17 protein-coding genes are annotated in these 15,517 nt (G+C 67.6%); 3 read left to right on the forward strand and 14 right to left on the reverse strand.

All coding sequences use genetic code 11. The annotated features are described in order from the left end of the window. Positions 1-6: 6 nt before the first annotated feature. The 6 genes from PcP3B5_RS02835 to ubiE form a co-directional block, all read right to left on the reverse strand. A complete protein-coding gene (locus PcP3B5_RS02835; RefSeq protein WP_009615402.1) occupies positions 7-252 on the reverse strand; it encodes a twin-arginine translocase TatA/TatE family subunit in 246 nt (81 codons plus the stop codon). A gap of 25 nt (positions 253-277) precedes the next feature. After that, positions 278-616 (reverse strand): phosphoribosyl-ATP diphosphatase, encoded by a 339-nt coding sequence (locus PcP3B5_RS02840; protein WP_009615404.1) that lies wholly within the window; start codon positions 614-616, stop codon positions 278-280. Then, positions 609-1,013: a phosphoribosyl-AMP cyclohydrolase gene (hisI, locus tag PcP3B5_RS02845; RefSeq protein ID WP_009615405.1), complete on the reverse strand. Its 405-nt coding sequence runs from the start codon at positions 1,011-1,013 to the stop codon at positions 609-611. Before hisI ends, PcP3B5_RS02840 begins: the two co-directional genes overlap by 8 nt. Positions 1,014-1,095: 82 nt before the next feature. Further along, entirely contained in the window at positions 1,096-2,694 is a 1,599-nt protein-coding gene (ubiB, locus tag PcP3B5_RS02850) for a ubiquinone biosynthesis regulatory protein kinase UbiB (protein ID WP_043269455.1), read from the reverse strand. Beyond that, the gene (locus tag PcP3B5_RS02855; protein WP_061560526.1) at positions 2,691-3,314 is read right to left on the reverse strand and encodes a ubiquinone biosynthesis accessory factor UbiJ; all 624 of its coding nucleotides are present in this window, start codon (positions 3,312-3,314) and stop codon (positions 2,691-2,693) included. Before PcP3B5_RS02855 ends, ubiB begins: the two co-directional genes overlap by 4 nt. A 1-nt stretch (position 3,315) precedes the next feature. Continuing rightward, a complete protein-coding gene (gene ubiE, locus PcP3B5_RS02860; protein ID WP_043319126.1) occupies positions 3,316-4,098 on the reverse strand; it encodes a bifunctional demethylmenaquinone methyltransferase/2-methoxy-6-polyprenyl-1,4-benzoquinol methylase UbiE in 783 nt (260 codons plus the stop codon). Between the two features lie 130 nt (positions 4,099-4,228). Here ubiE and PcP3B5_RS02865 point away from each other — a divergent pair, with 130 nt between their 5' ends. The 3 genes from PcP3B5_RS02865 to PcP3B5_RS02875 all read left to right on the forward strand — a co-directional run bounded on the left by PcP3B5_RS02865 (position 4,229) and on the right by PcP3B5_RS02875 (position 5,954). Further along, positions 4,229-4,504 (forward strand): polyhydroxyalkanoic acid system family protein, encoded by a 276-nt coding sequence (locus PcP3B5_RS02865; protein ID WP_009615409.1) that lies wholly within the window; start codon positions 4,229-4,231, stop codon positions 4,502-4,504. Positions 4,505-4,633: 129 nt separating this feature from the next. After that, a complete protein-coding gene (locus tag PcP3B5_RS02870; RefSeq protein WP_061560527.1) occupies positions 4,634-5,056 on the forward strand; it encodes a phasin family protein in 423 nt (140 codons plus the stop codon). Positions 5,057-5,066: 10 nt separating this feature from the next. After that, a complete protein-coding gene (locus tag PcP3B5_RS02875; protein ID WP_061560528.1) occupies positions 5,067-5,954 on the forward strand; it encodes a phasin family protein in 888 nt (295 codons plus the stop codon). A gap of 50 nt (positions 5,955-6,004) precedes the next feature. On the opposite strand, the gene PcP3B5_RS02880 is transcribed toward PcP3B5_RS02875, so the two are convergent. The 8 genes from PcP3B5_RS02880 to PcP3B5_RS02915 form a co-directional block, all read right to left on the reverse strand. Further along, the gene (locus PcP3B5_RS02880) at positions 6,005-6,619 is read right to left on the reverse strand and encodes a TetR/AcrR family transcriptional regulator (RefSeq protein ID WP_043269446.1); all 615 of its coding nucleotides are present in this window, start codon (positions 6,617-6,619) and stop codon (positions 6,005-6,007) included. A 275-nt stretch (positions 6,620-6,894) separates the two neighbouring features. Beyond that, positions 6,895-8,577: a class II poly(R)-hydroxyalkanoic acid synthase gene (gene phaC / locus PcP3B5_RS02885; RefSeq protein ID WP_043319131.1), complete on the reverse strand. Its 1,683-nt coding sequence runs from the start codon at positions 8,575-8,577 to the stop codon at positions 6,895-6,897. Between the two features lie 178 nt (positions 8,578-8,755). After that, positions 8,756-9,766 (reverse strand): poly(3-hydroxyalkanoate) depolymerase, encoded by a 1,011-nt coding sequence (gene phaZ, locus PcP3B5_RS02890; protein ID WP_237142617.1) that lies wholly within the window; start codon positions 9,764-9,766, stop codon positions 8,756-8,758. Then, positions 9,763-11,442, reverse strand: a complete 1,680-nt coding sequence (gene phaC, locus PcP3B5_RS02895) for a class II poly(R)-hydroxyalkanoic acid synthase (RefSeq protein WP_061560529.1) — start codon at positions 11,440-11,442, stop codon at positions 9,763-9,765. Before phaC (PcP3B5_RS02895) ends, phaZ begins: the two co-directional genes overlap by 4 nt. A 396-nt stretch (positions 11,443-11,838) precedes the next feature. Further along, a complete protein-coding gene (locus PcP3B5_RS02900) occupies positions 11,839-12,210 on the reverse strand; it encodes a gamma-butyrobetaine hydroxylase family protein (RefSeq protein WP_009615423.1) in 372 nt (123 codons plus the stop codon). Positions 12,211-12,657: 447 nt separating this feature from the next. Next, positions 12,658-13,998, reverse strand: coding sequence for an ATP-dependent protease ATPase subunit HslU (gene hslU, locus PcP3B5_RS02905; protein WP_043269440.1), 1,341 nt, complete (start codon positions 13,996-13,998; stop codon positions 12,658-12,660). Positions 13,999-14,027: 29 nt separating this feature from the next. Further along, positions 14,028-14,564, reverse strand: a complete 537-nt coding sequence (gene hslV, locus PcP3B5_RS02910; RefSeq protein ID WP_024128800.1) for an ATP-dependent protease subunit HslV — start codon at positions 14,562-14,564, stop codon at positions 14,028-14,030. Positions 14,565-14,719: 155 nt separating this feature from the next. After that, positions 14,720-15,511, reverse strand: a complete 792-nt coding sequence (locus PcP3B5_RS02915; protein ID WP_061560530.1) for an SPOR domain-containing protein — start codon at positions 15,509-15,511, stop codon at positions 14,720-14,722. Positions 15,512-15,517 lie beyond the last annotated feature (6 nt).

Here is a 15,517-nt window from a genome sequence, read left to right on the forward strand (position 1 = left end):
TTCCCATCAGTCCTTGCGCTGCGGCTCTTCGACCTTCTGCGCCTGGGCGTCGATGGTGTGCGGCTGGTTCAGCGGCGGGTTGGCCGGCGGCTGCTGCTGGGGCTTCTCGTCCTCTTCGGTGTTCATCGCCTTGCGGAAGCCCTTGACCGCCTCGCCGACGTCCGAGCCCAGGGTCTTCAGGCGCTTGGTGCCGAACACCAGCACCACCACGATCAGGATGACGACCCAGTGTTTCCAGTCAAAGATGCCCATCTTGTTCTCCTCGAAGTAATCGGGTTCAGGCCGACGGCTGGCGCGCAGCTTTCTCGTCGTGGCCGGAGAGGCCGAAACGGCGCTCCAGCTCGTCCAGCACCGCCTGGGGATGCTGGCCGAGGGCGGCGAGCATGACCAGGGAATGGAACCAGAGGTCGGCGGTTTCGTAGATCAGGTCCGTGCAGTCGCCGCTCTGCGCGGCGTCCTTGGCGGCAAGGATGGTTTCCACCGATTCCTCCCCGACCTTTTCCAGGATCTTGTTCAGTCCCTTGTGGTACAGGCTGGCCACGTAGGAGCTTTCGGGGGCGGCGTTCTTGCGCCCCTCCAGCACCTCGGCCAGGCGCGCGAGGGTGTTGTCACTCATGGCTGTGCCCCGGCTTGTCGTAGATGGCGTGCGGGTCCTTGAGCACCGCGTCGACGACCTTCCAGCCGCCGTCCTGGTAGACCCGGTAGAAGCAGCTTTCGCGGCCGGTGTGGCAGGCGATGCCGCCGACCTGCTCGACCATCAGGATGACGACGTCGGCGTCGCAGTCCAGGCGCAGTTCGTGCAGCTTCTGCACGTGGCCGGACTCCTCGCCCTTGCGCCAGAGCTTGCCGCGCGAGCGCGACCAGTAGATGGCGCGGCCCTCGGCGGCGGTCAGGGCCAGGGACTCGCGGTTCATCCAGGCCATCATCAGCACGCGGCCCGTTTTGTGGTCCTGGGCGATCGCCGGCACCAGGCCGTCGGCGTTCCAGTGAATTTCGTCCAGCCAGTCTTTCATCTTCGCTTCCGTACAGCGGGCGTTCTCACGCCCCGCGGCAGTTTCATCAACGACCAAGTGTGCCAGCAGTGGCGACGACTGGCTATCGGCGCAGAATCAGATACAGACCACCGGCCAGCATGGCCCAGGCCGGCCAGGCCTCGATACTGTGGGTGGCCAGGCCGATCTGGGTGGCGCCGGCCACCAGCACTGCGCCGATCAGTCGCGGCACCCAGGCCCCGGCCAGGGGCTGGGCGCCGGTCGCTTGCGGCTCCCGGGGCTGCGCCAGGCGCTCCAGGGTGTCGCGGGTCATCTGCGCCAGGTGCGGCAGCTGCTCGACGTGCTGCTGGGCGTTGCGCAGCAGCTGGGCGGGGCTCATGCGCTCGCGCATCCAGCGTTCCAGGTAGGGCTGGGCGGTGCTCCACAGGTCCAGCTCGGGGTAGAGCTGGCGGCCCAGGCCTTCGATGTTCAGCAGGGTCTTCTGCAGCAGCACCAGCTGCGGCTGCACTTCCATGTTGAAGCGCCGCGCGGTCTGGAACAGGCGCAGCAGCACCTGGCCGAAGGAAATGTCCTTGAGCGGCTTCTCGAAGATCGGCTCGCACACCGTGCGGATCGCTGCCTCGAAGTCGTTGACGCGGGTTTCCGCCGGCACCCAGCCGGAGTCGATGTGCAACTGGGCGACCTTGCGGTAGTCGCGCTTGAAGAAGGCGATCAGGTTGCGCGCCAGGTAGTCCTGGTCCTCGTCGGTGAGGCTGCCGACGATGCCGCAGTCCACCGCGATGTACTGCGGGCTCCAGGGCGTGCGGGTACTGACGAAGATGTTGCCCGGGTGCATGTCGGCGTGGAAGAAGCTGTCGCGGAACACCTGGGTGAAGAAGATTTCCACGCCGCGCTCGGCCAGGGCCTTGAAGTCGGTGCGCTGGTCGCGCAGGGTGTCCAGGTCGGTGACCGGGATGCCGTAGATGCGCTCCATCACCAGCACCTTGGGCCGGCACCAGTCCCAGTACACCTGGGGCACGTAGAGCAGCGGCGAGCCGTCGAAGTTGCGCCGCAGCTGGCTGGAATTGGCCGCCTCGCGCAGCAGGTCGAGTTCGTCGTAGATGGTCTTCTCATAGTCGCTGACCACCTCCACCGGGTGCAGGCGGCGGGCGTCGGCGGAGACGCGCTCGGCCAGGCGGGCGAGGATGAACAGCCAGGACATGTCGGCGCGGATCACGGGCTTCAGGCCCGGGCGGATCACCTTGACCACCACTTCCTCGCCGCTTTTCAGCTGCGCAGCGTGGACCTGAGCTACCGAGGCCGAGGCCAGCGGCTCTCGCTCGAAGCGGGCAAAGACCTGCTCGACCTTCGCCCCCAGCTGCTCCTCGATCAGCGCCACCGAGGCTTCCGGCGGGAACGGCGGGACCTTGTCCTGCAGGCGCGCCAGCTCATTGGCGATGTCGTCGGGCAAGAGGTCGCGGCGGGTGGAGAGGATCTGCCCGAACTTGATGAAGATCGGCCCCAGGCCTTCCAGGGCCAGGCGGATGCGCTCGCCGCGGCTCAGTTCCAGCTTGCGCCGCGGCAGCCAGCGCCAGGGCAGCAGGCCGCCGAGCAGGCGCAGGTACCAGGGCAGCATCGGCAGTTCGAGGATGAGGTCGTCGAGGCGGTAGCGGATCACCACGCTCTGGATGCGCAGCAGGCGGCGGAAGGCGAGCAGCTTCATGCGTCGGGTTTCAGCTTCTTGGACAGGCGCGCCAGGCGCGCGTCGAGGCGATCGAGGGCGATCTTCAACTGGTCGAGTTCGGCGAAGCGCGCTTCGGCCTCGTTGCGCCCGACCAGGGTGCGGCTTTCCTCGGCGAGGTAGTCGGCCAGGCTCAGGCGCAGGCTTTCCAGGCTGTCGCCGGCCCAGCGCGCGCCGCCGCGCAGGCGGCTGCCGAGCAGGTGCGCGGGCAGCGGGCCGAGCCAGCGCTGCACTTCGTATTCCCAGTCCAGCCCCAGGCTCTGGAGGATGTCGGCCAGCTCCAGGAGCAGGGCGCTATCGCCGCCCATCTCCACTTCCGGGCTGTGCAGCACGCTGGTCTTGTCGGCCGCCAGGGCCAGCTGCAGCAGGCGCCCGGCCGGGGCGCGCAGGGTGCAGTCGACTGCGGCCTCGTGGTGCGCGGCCAGGTGCAGGCCGTCGGCGTCGGGGAGGATGAACAGGCGCAGCGGCGGCGCCTGGCAATCCACTTCCAGGACCCGCCCGGCGAGCCGGGCGAGACGCTGCAGGGCCACGCCGTCCAGGCGCAGCACGCGGTTCACGCCGGCTTCGGCGCTGGCCAGCAGCGCCTGGGTCAGGAGCGCCATCTCAGGGCTTGATGCCGCGGTGCAGGGCGACCACGCCGCCGGTCATGTTGTGGTAGGTGACGCGGTCGAAACCGGCCTCGACCATCATCGACTTCAGGGTTTCCTGGTCCGGGTGCATGCGGATCGACTCGGCCAGGTAGCGGTAGCTGTCGGCGTCGTTGGTGACCAGCTTGCCCATCAGCGGCAGCAGGGTGAAGGAATAGGCGTCGTAGGCCTTGGACAGCAGGCTGCTGGTGGGCTTGGAGAATTCCAGCACCAGCAGGCGCCCGCCCGGCTTGAGCACCCGCAGCATGGAGCGGATGGCGGCGTCCTTGTGGGTGACGTTGCGCAGGCCGAAGGCGATGCTCACGCAGTCGAAGTGGTTGTCCGGGAAGGGCAGCTTCTCGGCATCGGCCTGGACGAACTGGACGTTGCCGGCCACGCCGCTGTCCAGCAGCTTGTCGCGGCCGACCTTGAGCATGGAGGCGTTGATGTCCGCCAGTACCACCTCGCCGGTGGGGCCGACCAGGCGCGAGAACTGGCGGGTCAGGTCGCCCGTGCCGCCGGCGATGTCGAGCACGCGGTTGCCGGCGCGCACGCCGGACAGCTCGATGGTGAAGCGCTTCCACAGGCGGTGGATGCCACCGGACATCAGGTCGTTCATCAGGTCGTACTTGGCGGCGACCGAGTGGAACACCTCGGCGACCTTCTCGGCCTTCTCGCTCTCGCGCACGGTCTTGTAGCCGAAGTGCGTGGTGGGGTCGGCGGGGCCCTGGTCCCCGGCGGGTTTGCGCGGCTCGCTCATGGCGTTTCTACCCTGGAAGTCAGTGGCGGGCATTCTAACAGGATGTGGGAAAAACGCCGCCCCGTGGCGCGGGGTGCGGCGAAACGTCGTGCGGCGTATCATCCACCGGTCTGTCATTCCGGAGTCGCCCATGTCCCGCATCCACGTCGAACGTCCCCATTGCCTCGGCCGCGAAGCCGCCCGCGAGAAGGCCCAGAAGCTGGCCGAGAAGCTCGCCCGCGAGCACGGCGTGAGCTACGAGTGGCAGGGCGACGTGCTGACCTTCAAGCGCAGTGGCGTGGACGGGCGCATCGAGGTGGGCGAGGACCGCGTGGCGGTGGAGGTCAAGCTGGGCCTGCTGCTGTCGGCCATGGGCGGGATGCTCAAGGGCGAGATCGAGCGCGCGCTGGACAAGGCGCTGGCCTGAGGCCGAGCACCTTGTCCGGCGCTCCGCACCGGCTGGTATGTGTTTTCTAATTTTCCCCGATACCTTGCACTCAAGCTCGCAACGCTGCGGGCCTCTACGGACCCCCGAGAACAGTGTGAGGAAACCACCATGGCCAAGGTCGCCAGCAAGAAGAAAGTCGAGAAAGCCGTCAGCGAGTCGTCCCTGATCACCGACGTCAAGCACTACGCCCGCCAGATCTGGCTGGCCGGCCTGGGCGCCTATGCGCGCGTCGGCGCCGAGGGCACCGAGTACTTCAAGTCGCTGGTGAAGGAAGGCGAAGGCCTGGAAACCAAGGGCCGCCAGCTGGTGACCGAGCAGGTCGAGTCGGCCAACGACAGCGTCAAGAGCAGCGTCTGGCTGGTGAAGGACAAGTTCGAGGCGCAGCTGGACAAGGTCGAGAAGGCTTTCGACAGCCGCGTGGCCTCCGCGCTGAACCGCATGGGCATTCCGTCGCGGCAGGATGTCGAGGCGCTCTCTGCTAAGCTTGACGAGCTGAGCGCGGTGCTCGAGCGTGTCGCGAAAACTCATTGAGGAGAGCGGGATGGCTGGCAAGAAAACTACCGATAAAAAAGAGTCCAGTTGGGTCGGCGAGATCGAGAAATACTCGCGGCAAATCTGGTTGGCTGGTCTGGGGGCCTACTCGAAGGTCAGCAAGGACGGCAGCAAGCTGTTCGAGACCCTGGTCAAGGATGGCGAAAAGGCCGAGAAGCAGGCCCGGACCGAAGTCGATAAATCCGTCGGCGCGGTGAAGTCCACCGCCCGTTCGGCGCGTTCCAAGGTCGACGAAGTGAAGGACCGCGCCCTGGGCAAGTGGGGTGAGCTGGAAGAGGCGTTCGACAAGCGCCTGAACAGCGCCATCTCGCGCCTGGGCGTGCCGAGCCGCAACGAGGTGAAGGACCTGCATGCGAAGGTCGAGACCCTGACCAGGCAGATCGAGAAACTCACCGGCGTCAGCGTCAAGTCGGTGGCCAAGCCCGCCGCCAAGGCCGCTGCCAAACCTGCGGCCAAGGCTGCAGCGAAGCCCGCGGCCAAGCCGGCCGCCAAGACCGCGGCGGCCAAGCCCGCTGCCAAGGCTGCTGCGAAACCGGCTGCGGCCAAGGCCGCGGCGAAGCCTGCAGCCAAGCCGGCCGCCAAGCCTGCTGCTGCGAAGGCCGCGGCGAAACCGGCTGCGAAGCCGGCCGCCAAACCGGCTGCCGCCAAGCCTGCGGCGAAACCGGCTGCTGCGAAACCGGCAGCCAAGCCTGCCGCTGCCAAGCCTGCCGCAGCGAAGAAGCCGGCGGTGAAGAAGCCTGCGGCGCCCAAGGCGGCCAAGCCTGCTGCAGCGGCCACGCCGGCCGCGGCTCCGGCTCCGGCGGCCACCCCGGCGCCGGCTGCGGCAGCTCCGGTCGCTCCGGTAGCGGCTCCGGCCACGCCGCCGACCCAGGCCTGACGCGTTACCCGTGGTACCCGACGCCCGGCCTCGTGCCGGGCGTCTTCATTTCAGGCGTTCAGGTAGCGCTGCGCCAGGCGCTCGGCGGCCAGCCGCGAGTCGCCGCGCAGGTGCGGCGCCACCAGCATCATCACCTGGTAGACCACCAGGCGTATCTCGCCTTCGCGGCCGAGGATGCGCTGGTAATCCAGGGAGAACAGCAGGGTCAGGGTGATCTGCTCCACCAGTTGGCCGAGGGCATCGGTGTCGCTGGTCAGCTCGCCGTCGGCCTTGAGCCGGGCGAGCAGGGCGGCCAGGGTGCGCTTGAGCGCATTGAGCCAGCTGCGCATGCCGCGGGCCAGCTTGGGCAGGCGCCCGGCCAGGTTGGAGAGGTCCTGGAAGAGGAAGCGGTAGTGCGCCAGGCGCTCGACGATCAGGTGCAGGAACAGCCAGTAGTCCTCGGCGCCCAGGCGCGCGTCGGCGGGCGGGTCGAGCAGCGGCTGCAACTCCTCCTCGAAACGGGCGAACAGGCCCAGCACCAGCGGTTCCTTGCCGTGGAAGTGGTAGTACAGGTTGCCGGGGCTGATACCCAGCTCGGTGGCGATCTCCAGGGTGGAGACGTTGGGTTCGCCCTGCTCGTTGAACAACAGCAGGGCGCATTCGAGGATGCGGTCGCGGGTTTTCATCCGTGTGCTGGTTCCGGCTTCGGGAGGCTCGACGATAGCCGGGGCGGGGCGCGCCGGCCAGTCCCTCGAAAGCGTGAGGGGGTGGGTTTTCTGCGACCGTGCTGCCCTGAAGTCGTAGGGCGCATAACCGTTCGCGGTTATCCGCCGATGCGCCGGGGCCACAGCCAACGCCCAGGTCAACCCCGGAGCCGCCGGAAACCAAGGCCAAACGGCGGATAACGCCGTAGGCGTTATGCGCCCTACGTCAGACCTGTCCGGTACAGCTCCATCGAGACTCACCGCTCGTGCACGTAAGTCCCCGGCGCCGCTTCCATCGGCGGGTGCTCGGCGTTGCCCAGTTCGAAGCTCACCGGCCGGCGTTCGCCCGAGCGCTCCTGGATCCACGCCAGCCACACCGGCCACCAGCTGCCTTCCTGGCGCTGGGTGTCGTAGTACCAGGCGCGCGGGTCGGAGGCGAGCTTGCCGTTCTCGAAGTAGCAGGCCTTGGGGTTGCCCGGCGGGTTGAGGATGCTCTGGATGTGCCCGCTGTTGGACAGCACGAAGCGGCTGTCGCCGCCCAGCAGCAGGGCCGAGCGGTAGACCGCGTCCCAGGGGGTGATGTGGTCGGTGATGCCGGCGACGTGGAAGTTGTCCACCGCCACCTTCTTCAGGTCGATGGGCGTGCCGCAGATTTCCATGGCGCCGGGCCGAGCCAGCGGGTTGTGTTTGAAGAAGTCGAGGAAGTCGCCGTGCAGCGCCGCCGGCAGGCGGGTGTTGTCGTTGTTCCAGTAGAGGATGTCGAAGGCCGGCGGCAGCTTGCCCAGCAGGTAGTTGTTGACCCAGTAGTTCCACACCAGGTCGTTGGGGCGCATCCAGGCGAACACCTTGGCCATGTCCTTGCCCTCCAGCACGCCGTGCTGGTAGGAGCGGCGCTTGGTGCTTTCCAGCGTCTGCTCGTCGGCGAACAGCGCCGCCGGGGTTTCCACCTGGCTGTCCAGCAGGCTCACCAGGTAGGTGGCGCTGGCGATCTTGCGCAGTTGCCGGCGCGCCTGCAGGTGGCCCTGCAGCGCGGCGATGGTCAGGCCGCCGGAGCAGGCGCCCATCAGGTTGACGCTGCGGCTGCCGCTGATCGAGCGGACCACCTCGATGGCCTCGTCCAGGGCCTTCACGTAGGTCGACAGGCCCCACTCGCGGTGGCGCGCATCGGGGTTGCGCCAGCTGACCATGAACAGCTGCAGGTTGTTCTTCAGGGCGTACTGGACGAAGCTCTTTTCCGGGCTCAGGTCGAAGATGTAGTACTTGTTGATCTGCGGCGGGACGATCAGCAGCGGCTTGGCGTGCAGGTGCTCGCCCAGGGGCTTGTACTGGATGAGTTCGAGCATCTCGCTGCGGAACACCACCGCGCCCGGGGTGGTGGCCAGGTTGCGGCCGACCTCGAAGGCGTGCTTGTTGACCTGGCTGGGCATGCCGCCGTTGTGCAGCAGGTCGTCGAGCAGGTGGCGGCCGCCCTTGAGCAGGCTCTGCCCGCCGGTGTTGAACAGCTCCTTCACCGCCAGCGGGTTGATCAGGCTGTTGGTCGGCGCCATGGCGTCGGCGAACAGCGACAGCAGGAAGCGCGCGCGGGCGCGGTCGTCGCCGTCCAGGTCGCTCTCGTCGATCCACGCAAGCAGTTGCTGCTGCCAGGCCAGGTAGGCTTGCAGGGTGCGCCGGTAGAAGGGGTTGAGGCGCCAGGACGGGTCCTGGAAGCGGCTGTCCTGGGGGTTGGGTTGCAGCGGCGAATCGCCCAGCAGCACGTGGCCCATCTGCTTGCCGAAGGCCGCCAGGTGGCGGGCGCTGTGCAGCGGCCGGCGCACGCCCTGGACGGCGAGCTGGCGCAGGGTGGACAGCATGTCCTTGCCGCGCAGGCCGACCATGGCGCTCTGGGCGTTCATGAAGTCGGCGGGGGCCGGCAGCCTGCCGGTGCTGGAGTTCTCTCGCATGTGCAGCTCTCCCTGGGAAAAGAACCGTCGTCAGTCGGGCGCAGCAAGGCCCGTACCAGAATCGGCGCAGGTGCATTCCTGACGCACGCAGGGGCTGAAGCATAGGCACGAATCGGCGCGCCTGCCGGTCACCGACGATGAACGTGCACTGTTACGAGGCGATGATCGAGGCCGGGGGTCAGCCGGCCTTGGGGGCGAACGGGCGCGGGTGCATGACCGCGCGCTGCCGTTCCTCGGCGAGGAACTTCATGATGATCGGCGCCACCGTCTCGGCGCGGGTCACCAGGAACAGGTGGCCATCGTCGATCACGTGCAGCTCCGCGTTGGGGATGCGCCAGGCCAGCAGGCGCATGTTCACCAGCGGGATGATCGGGTCGTCGTCGCCGGCCAGCACCAGGGTCGGCTGCTGGATGCGGTGCAGCCAGTGGATGCTGGTCCAGCCCAGGCCGGCGAACAGCTGCCAGTAGTAGCCCAGCTTGCCCGAGGAGCGCACCTTGGCGGCGAAGGCCATGGCCAGCCGGGGATCGCGGCGGAAGGCCCCGCCGTAGATGTCCGGGGCGATGTGCGCGCCATAGGACGGCTGGATGTAGCGCCGCGGGCTGGCCATGCGCCAGAGCACCTTGGGCTTGCCCGGGACCATCACTGCCCCGGCGGCGGTGGCCGCCAGGATCAGCTTCTTGCAGCGCTCGGGATAGTCATGGGCGAACTGCTGGGCCAGGGCGCCGCCCCAGGACACGCCGATGGCGGTGACCTGCCCGTAGTCCAGGTAATCGAGCATGCGCGCGGCCAGCTTGGCCAGGCCGGGGAAGCGGTAGGGCGTGCTCGGCGTGGACGAGCCGCCGACGCCGGGCACGTCGAAGGCGATCACCTCCAGGTCCGGGTCCAGCGCGGCGACGAAGGGGAACACCAGCTCCAGGTTGGCGCCGATGCCGTTGAAGATCAGCAGCGGCGTCATGTGCCCCTTGCCCGGGCGCACGGCGGTGCGGATGGTCTGCCCGTCCAGGTCGATGGTGCGGAACACGAAGGGCTGCGGCGCGAGCACGCGCGCCCGCGTCTCGGCCGGCTGCTGCGGCTCGGCCGCCTTGGCGGCGGAGCGCGCCTTGCGCTGGCGCGTGGCCTGCGGCGCCGGCTCGGGCTGGGCCGGCGCGTCCTGCTGCGCGGTGGCGTCGGGTAGGTTTTCTGTCTTCATCGTTCGTGTACGTAGGTGCCGGGGGATGCTTCGCCAGCCGGGTGGGCCTTGTTGCCCAGGGCGGTCGGCGCCTTTTTCAGCTTGCCCGCGCGCTCGGCCAGCCACTGTTGCCAGTGCAGCCACCAGGAGTCGGCGTGCTTGCTCGAGTTTTCCTGCCAGGTCTTCGGATCGACGGTCAGGTCCGGGCCGGTCATGAAGCGGGCCTTGGGGTTGCCCGGCGGGTTGAGGATGCTCTGGATGTGCCCGCTGTTGGAAAGGATGAACTCGCACTTGCCGCCGAGCAGGCGCGCCGAGCGGTAGCAGGCTTCCCAGGGGGTGATGTGGTCGCTGAGGCCGGCCACGCAGTAGAAGTCGCAGGTGACCTGCTTGAGGTCGATGGGCGTGCCGCCCACTTCCAGGGCGCCGGGGCGGGTCAGCGGGTTGCTCTTGAACATCTCCACCAGCTCGCCGTGCAGCGCGGCCGGCAGGCGCGTGGTGTCGTTGTTCCAGAACAGGATGTCGAAGGCCGGCGGCTCGTTGCCCAGCAGGTAGTTGTTGACCCAGTAGTTCCAGATCAGGTCGTTGGGGCGCATCCAGGCGAACACCTTGGCCATGTCCTTGCCCTCCAGCACGCCGGACTGGTAGGAACGGCGCTTGGCGGCTTCCAGGGTCTTCTCGTCGGCGAACAGGGCGACGGTGGTGTCCAGCTCGAAGTCCAGCACGCTGACCATCTGGGTGAAGGCGTGCACCTTCTCCTCGCCCAGGGCCGCGTAGTGGCCGAGCAGGGTGACGGTGGTGATGCCGCCGGAACAGGCGCCGAGCATGTTCAGGTCCTTGCTGCCGGTGATGGCCAGGACCACGTCGATGGCTTCCTTGAGAGCCTCGATGTAGGTGGTCAGGCCCCATTCGCGCTGGGCCTTGGTCGGGTTGCGCCAACTGACGATGAAGGTCTGCACCTGGTTGCGCAGGCAGAAGCGCGCCAGGCTCTTCTCCGGCGACAGGTCGAAGACGTAGAACTTGTTGATCTGCGGCGGCACCACCAGCAGCGGGCGCTCGTGCACGCTCTCGGTGATCGGCCGGTACTGGATCAGCTCCAGCACGTCGTTGCGGAACACCACCGCGCCCTCGGTCAGGGCCAGGTTCTTGCCGACCTCGAAGGCGTCCATGTTGACCTGGCTGGGCATGCCGCCGTTGTTCACCAGGTCCTTGGCCAGGTGGCTGAGGCCGTCGAGCAGGCTCTTGCCGCCGGTCTCGAAGAAGCGTTTGACCGCGGCCGGGTTGCTCAGGGTGTTGGTCGGCGCCATGGCTTCGGTCATGAGGTTGATGACGAACTGGCCGCGGTTGATGTCCTGGGGCGACAGGTCGCTGTTGCCGATCCACTGCTGCAGCTCCTTGCGCCAGGCCAGGTAGGTCTGCAGGTAGCGGCGGTACAGCGGGTTCTGGCTCCAGGCCGGGTCGTTGAAGCGGCGGTCGTCGTCGGCCGGGCGCAGCTGCGAGGTACCGAGCAGGACATTCTTCAGCTCCAGGCCGAAATGGCCGACGTGCTTGACGCTGTGGAAGGGCTGCCGCAGGGCCTGCAGCAGCACCATGCGGGCAGTGGACAACAAATCCTTGCCGCGAATGCCTATCACCGGGTTGAGGTTCAGGGTGTTTTCCGCGGCTTGCTGGGGCAGATCGTTGTTCTTCTTTTCGGTCATCGGCGACGCTCCATTGTCCTGAGACGAATACTGGCGGGGCTGCACCTAGGTGACGGGCCAAGTACTGCTCGGGTTAGCGGAACGTGGAGCAGGCTCCACGCAGGTCAACACTTGGCGGCATCGCTGGGGTCCTGGGCCCGCGTCTGCAACGGCGTTGCACTGACTTGGTTACCCGAGATTCCCCCGCCGCGCAAGCTGGTGCAGCGTGGTTCCCTGCGCCCGAGTATGTCGCGAAAGATTAGAAAACGCGCCCTAGAGCGCTCGCTCGTCCGCGGCTCGAACACGGGGAACACGCGGTTTCCAGTGTGCAGGGCGAATGTTGCAAATGACGTGCCCTGATCGGGGGCAGGAGGATGGCGAGGCGCCGGCGCCGGGTAAACCGGCGCAAAGGTGGGTTCAGAGCATCAGCCGGACCACCGACTCGTCGGGGTCGCGGGACTTGCCGGCGGCGGCCAGCTCGGCGAGGTATTCGGCCCACAGCTGGTCCTTGCGGGTGCACAGCTGGTAGAGGTAGTCCCAGCTGTACAGGCCGCTGTCGTGGCCGTCGTCGAAGGTCAGCTTGAGCGCGTACTGCCCGGCCGGCTCCAGGCCGATGAGGGCGACGTTCAGCTTGCCGACCTGCAGCACCGGGTTGCCATGGCCCTGCACCTCGGCCGAGGGCGAGTGCACGCGCAGGAACTCGGCGGAGAGGTCGTAGGACTGCTCGCCGTACTTCAGCGTGAGGGTGCGCGAGGCCTTGTGCAGCTGGATGGCGGTGGGGATGTGCATGGGAAACTCCGACTAAAGGCTGCTCTTCGTAGGATGGGTTGAGCTTGCGAAACCCATGCGGTTGCGGCGATGGGTATCGCTTCGCTCAACGCCATCCTACGAGGGTGTTCCGGCTGCTCTTCGTAGGATGGGTTGAGCTTGCGAAACCCATGCGGTTGCGGCGATGGGTATCGCTGCGCTCAACGCCATCCTACGAGGGTGCTCCGGCTGCTCTTCGTAGGATGGGTTGAGCTTGCGAAACCCATGCGGTTGCGGTGATGGGTATCGCTTCGCTCAACACCATCCTACGAGGGTGCTCCGGCTGCTCTTCGTAGGATGGGTTGAGCTTGCGAAACCCATGCGGTTGCGGTGATGGGTATCGCTGCGCTCAACACCATCCTACGACGGTGAGGGGCATCGGCTTTTCGCTCTTGCCTATAGCTTCCAGCCTATAGCCTCCAGCGGCTGTTAGAGAATATACCGCGACAGATCCTCGTCCTGCGCCAGCTCGCCCAGGTGGCCGTTGACGTAGGCGGCGTCGATCACGATCGGCTTGTCGCTGTGCTCGCTGGCCAGGTCCGCTGCGTCGAAGGAGACTTCCTCCAGCAGGCGTTCCAGCAGCGTGTGCAGGCGGCGGGCGCCGATGTTCTCGGTCTTCTCGTTGACCTGCCAGGCGATCTCCGCCAGGCGCTGGATGCCGTCGTCGGCGAAGGCGATGTCCAGGCCCTCGGTCTTGAGCAGCGCGGTGTACTGCTCGGTGAGCGAGGCGTGCGGCTCGCGCAGGATGCGCTTGAAGTCGTCCGGGCTCAGGGCCTTGAGCTCGACGCGGATCGGCAGGCGGCCCTGCAGCTCCGGCACCAGGTCGCTCGGCTTGGATAGGTGGAAGGCGCCCGAGGCGATGAACAGGATGTGGTCGGTCTTGACCATGCCCAGCTTGGTGTTGACGGTGCAGCCCTCGATCAGCGGCAGCAGGTCGCGCTGCACGCCCTCGCGGGAGACGTCGGCGCCACCTACGTTGCCGCGCTTGGCGATCTTGTCGATCTCGTCGATGAAGACGATGCCGTTCTGCTCCACGGCTTCCAGGGCGCGGGCCTTGAGGTCCTCTTCGTTGACCAGGCGCTGGGCCTCTTCGTCGCGGATCAGCTTCATGGCCTCGGCGACCTTCAGCTTGCGCGTCTTGCGCTTGCCCTTGCCCATGTTGGAGAACAGGTTCTGCAACTGGTTGGTCATCTCCTCCATGCCGGGCGGCGCCATGATTTCCACGCCGGCCGGGACGTCGGCCACTTCGATGTCGATCTCCTTGTCGTCCAGCTGGCCTTCGCGCAGGCGCTTGCGGAACAGCTGGCGGGTGTTGGAGTCCTCGCGCGCCGGCTCGTCGCCGAAGCCGCCGGTGCGCGCCGGCGGCAGCAGGGCGTCGAGGATGCGTTCCTCGGCGGCGTCCTCGGCGCGGTACTTGACCTTCTGCACTTCCTGCTCGCGGAGCATCTTGATGGCGGCGTCGGCCAGATCGCGGATGATCGACTCGACGTCGCGGCCGACGTAGCCCACCTCGGTGAACTTGGTCGCTTCCACCTTGATGAACGGGGCGTTGGCCAGCTTGGCCAGGCGCCGGGCGATCTCGGTCTTGCCGACGCCGGTGGGGCCGATCATCAGGATGTTCTTCGGCGTCACCTCGGCGCGCAGCTCGGCCGGCAGCTGCATGCGCCGCCAGCGGTTGCGCAGGGCGATGGCCACGGCGCGCTTGGCGTCGTCCTGGCCGATGATGTGGCGGTTGAGTTCGTGGACGATCTCGCGGGGAGTCATGGACATTTGTTCGGCTACTCCGGAGCGACAGGGCCTCAGACGGCGCTGTCGAGCTCCTCGATGGTGAGGTTCTGGTTGGTGAACACGCAGATGGAGCCGGCGATGTTCAGCGCCGTTTCGGCGATCTCGCGGGCGGACATGGCGTCATCGGCCTTTTGCAGCAGGGCCATGGCCGCGGCCTGGGCGAAGCCGCCGCCGGAGCCCATGGCGATCAGGCCGTGTTCGGGTTCGACCACGTCGCCGTTGCCGGTGATGATCAGCGAGGCGTCCTTGTTGGCCACCGCCAGCATGGCTTCCAGGCGGCTCAGGGAGCGGTCGGTGCGCCAGTCCTTGGCCAGCTCGACGGCGGCGCGGACCAGGTGCCCCTGGTGCTTTTCAAGCTGCTGCTCGAAGCGTTCGAAGAGGGTGAAGGCGTCGGCGGTGGCGCCGGCGAAACCGGCCAGCACCTGGCCGTGGTAGAGGCGGCGGACCTTCTTCGCGTTGCCTTTCATGACGGTGTTGCCAAGGGAAACCTGGCCGTCGCCGCCCATGACGACTTTGCCGTTGCGGCGGACAGAAACGATAGTGGTCAAGGGGGAGTTCTCCACACAGCGGGGCATTGGTGCCCGAATGCGGAGTCATATGGGGATGAAGGACGCGGCCTTCAAGGCAGGGCGACGGACGTGCCTTGAAGGCGGTGTCCTGCGGGCGCCGCGCGAACCCGCCCAAGGCGGGCCCGCGCGGGGCTTCAGCGGGTCTGGCGCTGCTGTAACAGCAGGTTGCTGAAGCCGTTGGCCGACAGTTGTTTCTGCGCCGCGGAAACCTGCGAGCGGTCGCTGAACGGGCCGACCATCACCCGGTACCAGGTCTCGTCGCGCACCGCGCCGGATTCCACCCGCGCGCTCTGGCCGAGGAGGATCACCTGGGCGCGCACGCGGTCGGCGTCGGCCTGCTTGCGGAACGAACCGGCCTGCAGGAAGAACTGGGTGGCGGCCACCGCCGGCGGGGCGATCGGCTTGCTCGCCGGGGCCGTGGCCGGCGGCGTGGCCTTGGCCTGGGCGGCCGGCTGCTGCACCGTCGCCGGTTGCTGTGGCGGCGTGGCCGGCTTGACCACCGCCGGCGGCGGCGGAACCTGGCCGTTGAGCGCGGCCTGGGCGCGGGCGGCGTCGATCTTCGCCGCTTCCTCCGGGGTGCTGACCACCGTCGGCGTCTGCGGCTTCTCCGGCACGGCTTCCGGCGGCACCACCACTTCCGAACCGGGCAGCAGGGTGTAGAAGTCGTACTTGGGCTTCACCGCGATGGCCGCCGGCGGCTGCGCCGGCGTGGCCGGCTTGGCGCCCTGGGCGATGCCCGGCTTCTGCTGCTCGGGCTTCTCCCGGCGCACGTCGTTGCGGCCCGGTTCCAGCTTCGTCAGGAACATGATGAAGCCGCCGATGGCAAGGCCTGCGACCAGCCACACCCAGCCGGGGACCGAGGTCTTCTTGGCCGGGGCCTGGTAGCGGCTGGCGCCGCGCTTGGGAGCGGGTTTCTTCTTGGCCATGGAGGG

It is taken from the genome of Pseudomonas citronellolis (assembly GCF_001586155.1).
In the GTDB taxonomy this organism is placed as follows: domain Bacteria; phylum Pseudomonadota; class Gammaproteobacteria; order Pseudomonadales; family Pseudomonadaceae; genus Pseudomonas; species Pseudomonas citronellolis.

Coding starts and splice junctions, on each gene's coding strand:
- PcP3B5_RS02880 (WP_043269446.1), bottom strand. CDS start 6,619: ATGAAAACCCGCGACCGCATCCTCGAATGCGCCCTGCTGTTGTTCAAC.
- PcP3B5_RS02870 (WP_061560527.1), top strand. CDS start 4,634: ATGGCCAAGGTCGCCAGCAAGAAGAAAGTCGAGAAAGCCGTCAGCGAG.
- ubiB (WP_043269455.1), bottom strand. CDS start 2,694: ATGAAGCTGCTCGCCTTCCGCCGCCTGCTGCGCATCCAGAGCGTGGTG.
- PcP3B5_RS02875 (WP_061560528.1), top strand. CDS start 5,067: ATGGCTGGCAAGAAAACTACCGATAAAAAAGAGTCCAGTTGGGTCGGC.
- PcP3B5_RS02865 (WP_009615409.1), top strand. CDS start 4,229: ATGTCCCGCATCCACGTCGAACGTCCCCATTGCCTCGGCCGCGAAGCC.
- PcP3B5_RS02900 (WP_009615423.1), bottom strand. CDS start 12,210: ATGCACATCCCCACCGCCATCCAGCTGCACAAGGCCTCGCGCACCCTC.
- PcP3B5_RS02915 (WP_061560530.1), bottom strand. CDS start 15,511: ATGGCCAAGAAGAAACCCGCTCCCAAGCGCGGCGCCAGCCGCTACCAG.
- phaZ (WP_237142617.1), bottom strand. CDS start 9,766: ATGAAGACAGAAAACCTACCCGACGCCACCGCGCAGCAGGACGCGCCG.
- PcP3B5_RS02855 (WP_061560526.1), bottom strand. CDS start 3,314: ATGGCGCTCCTGACCCAGGCGCTGCTGGCCAGCGCCGAAGCCGGCGTG.
- phaC (WP_043319131.1), bottom strand. CDS start 8,577: ATGCGAGAGAACTCCAGCACCGGCAGGCTGCCGGCCCCCGCCGACTTC.
- hslU (WP_043269440.1), bottom strand. CDS start 13,998: ATGTCCATGACTCCCCGCGAGATCGTCCACGAACTCAACCGCCACATC.
- PcP3B5_RS02840 (WP_009615404.1), bottom strand. CDS start 616: ATGAGTGACAACACCCTCGCGCGCCTGGCCGAGGTGCTGGAGGGGCGC.
- PcP3B5_RS02835 (WP_009615402.1), bottom strand. CDS start 252: ATGGGCATCTTTGACTGGAAACACTGGGTCGTCATCCTGATCGTGGTG.
- phaC (WP_061560529.1), bottom strand. CDS start 11,442: ATGACCGAAAAGAAGAACAACGATCTGCCCCAGCAAGCCGCGGAAAAC.
- hisI (WP_009615405.1), bottom strand. CDS start 1,013: ATGAAAGACTGGCTGGACGAAATTCACTGGAACGCCGACGGCCTGGTG.
- ubiE (WP_043319126.1), bottom strand. CDS start 4,098: ATGAGCGAGCCGCGCAAACCCGCCGGGGACCAGGGCCCCGCCGACCCC.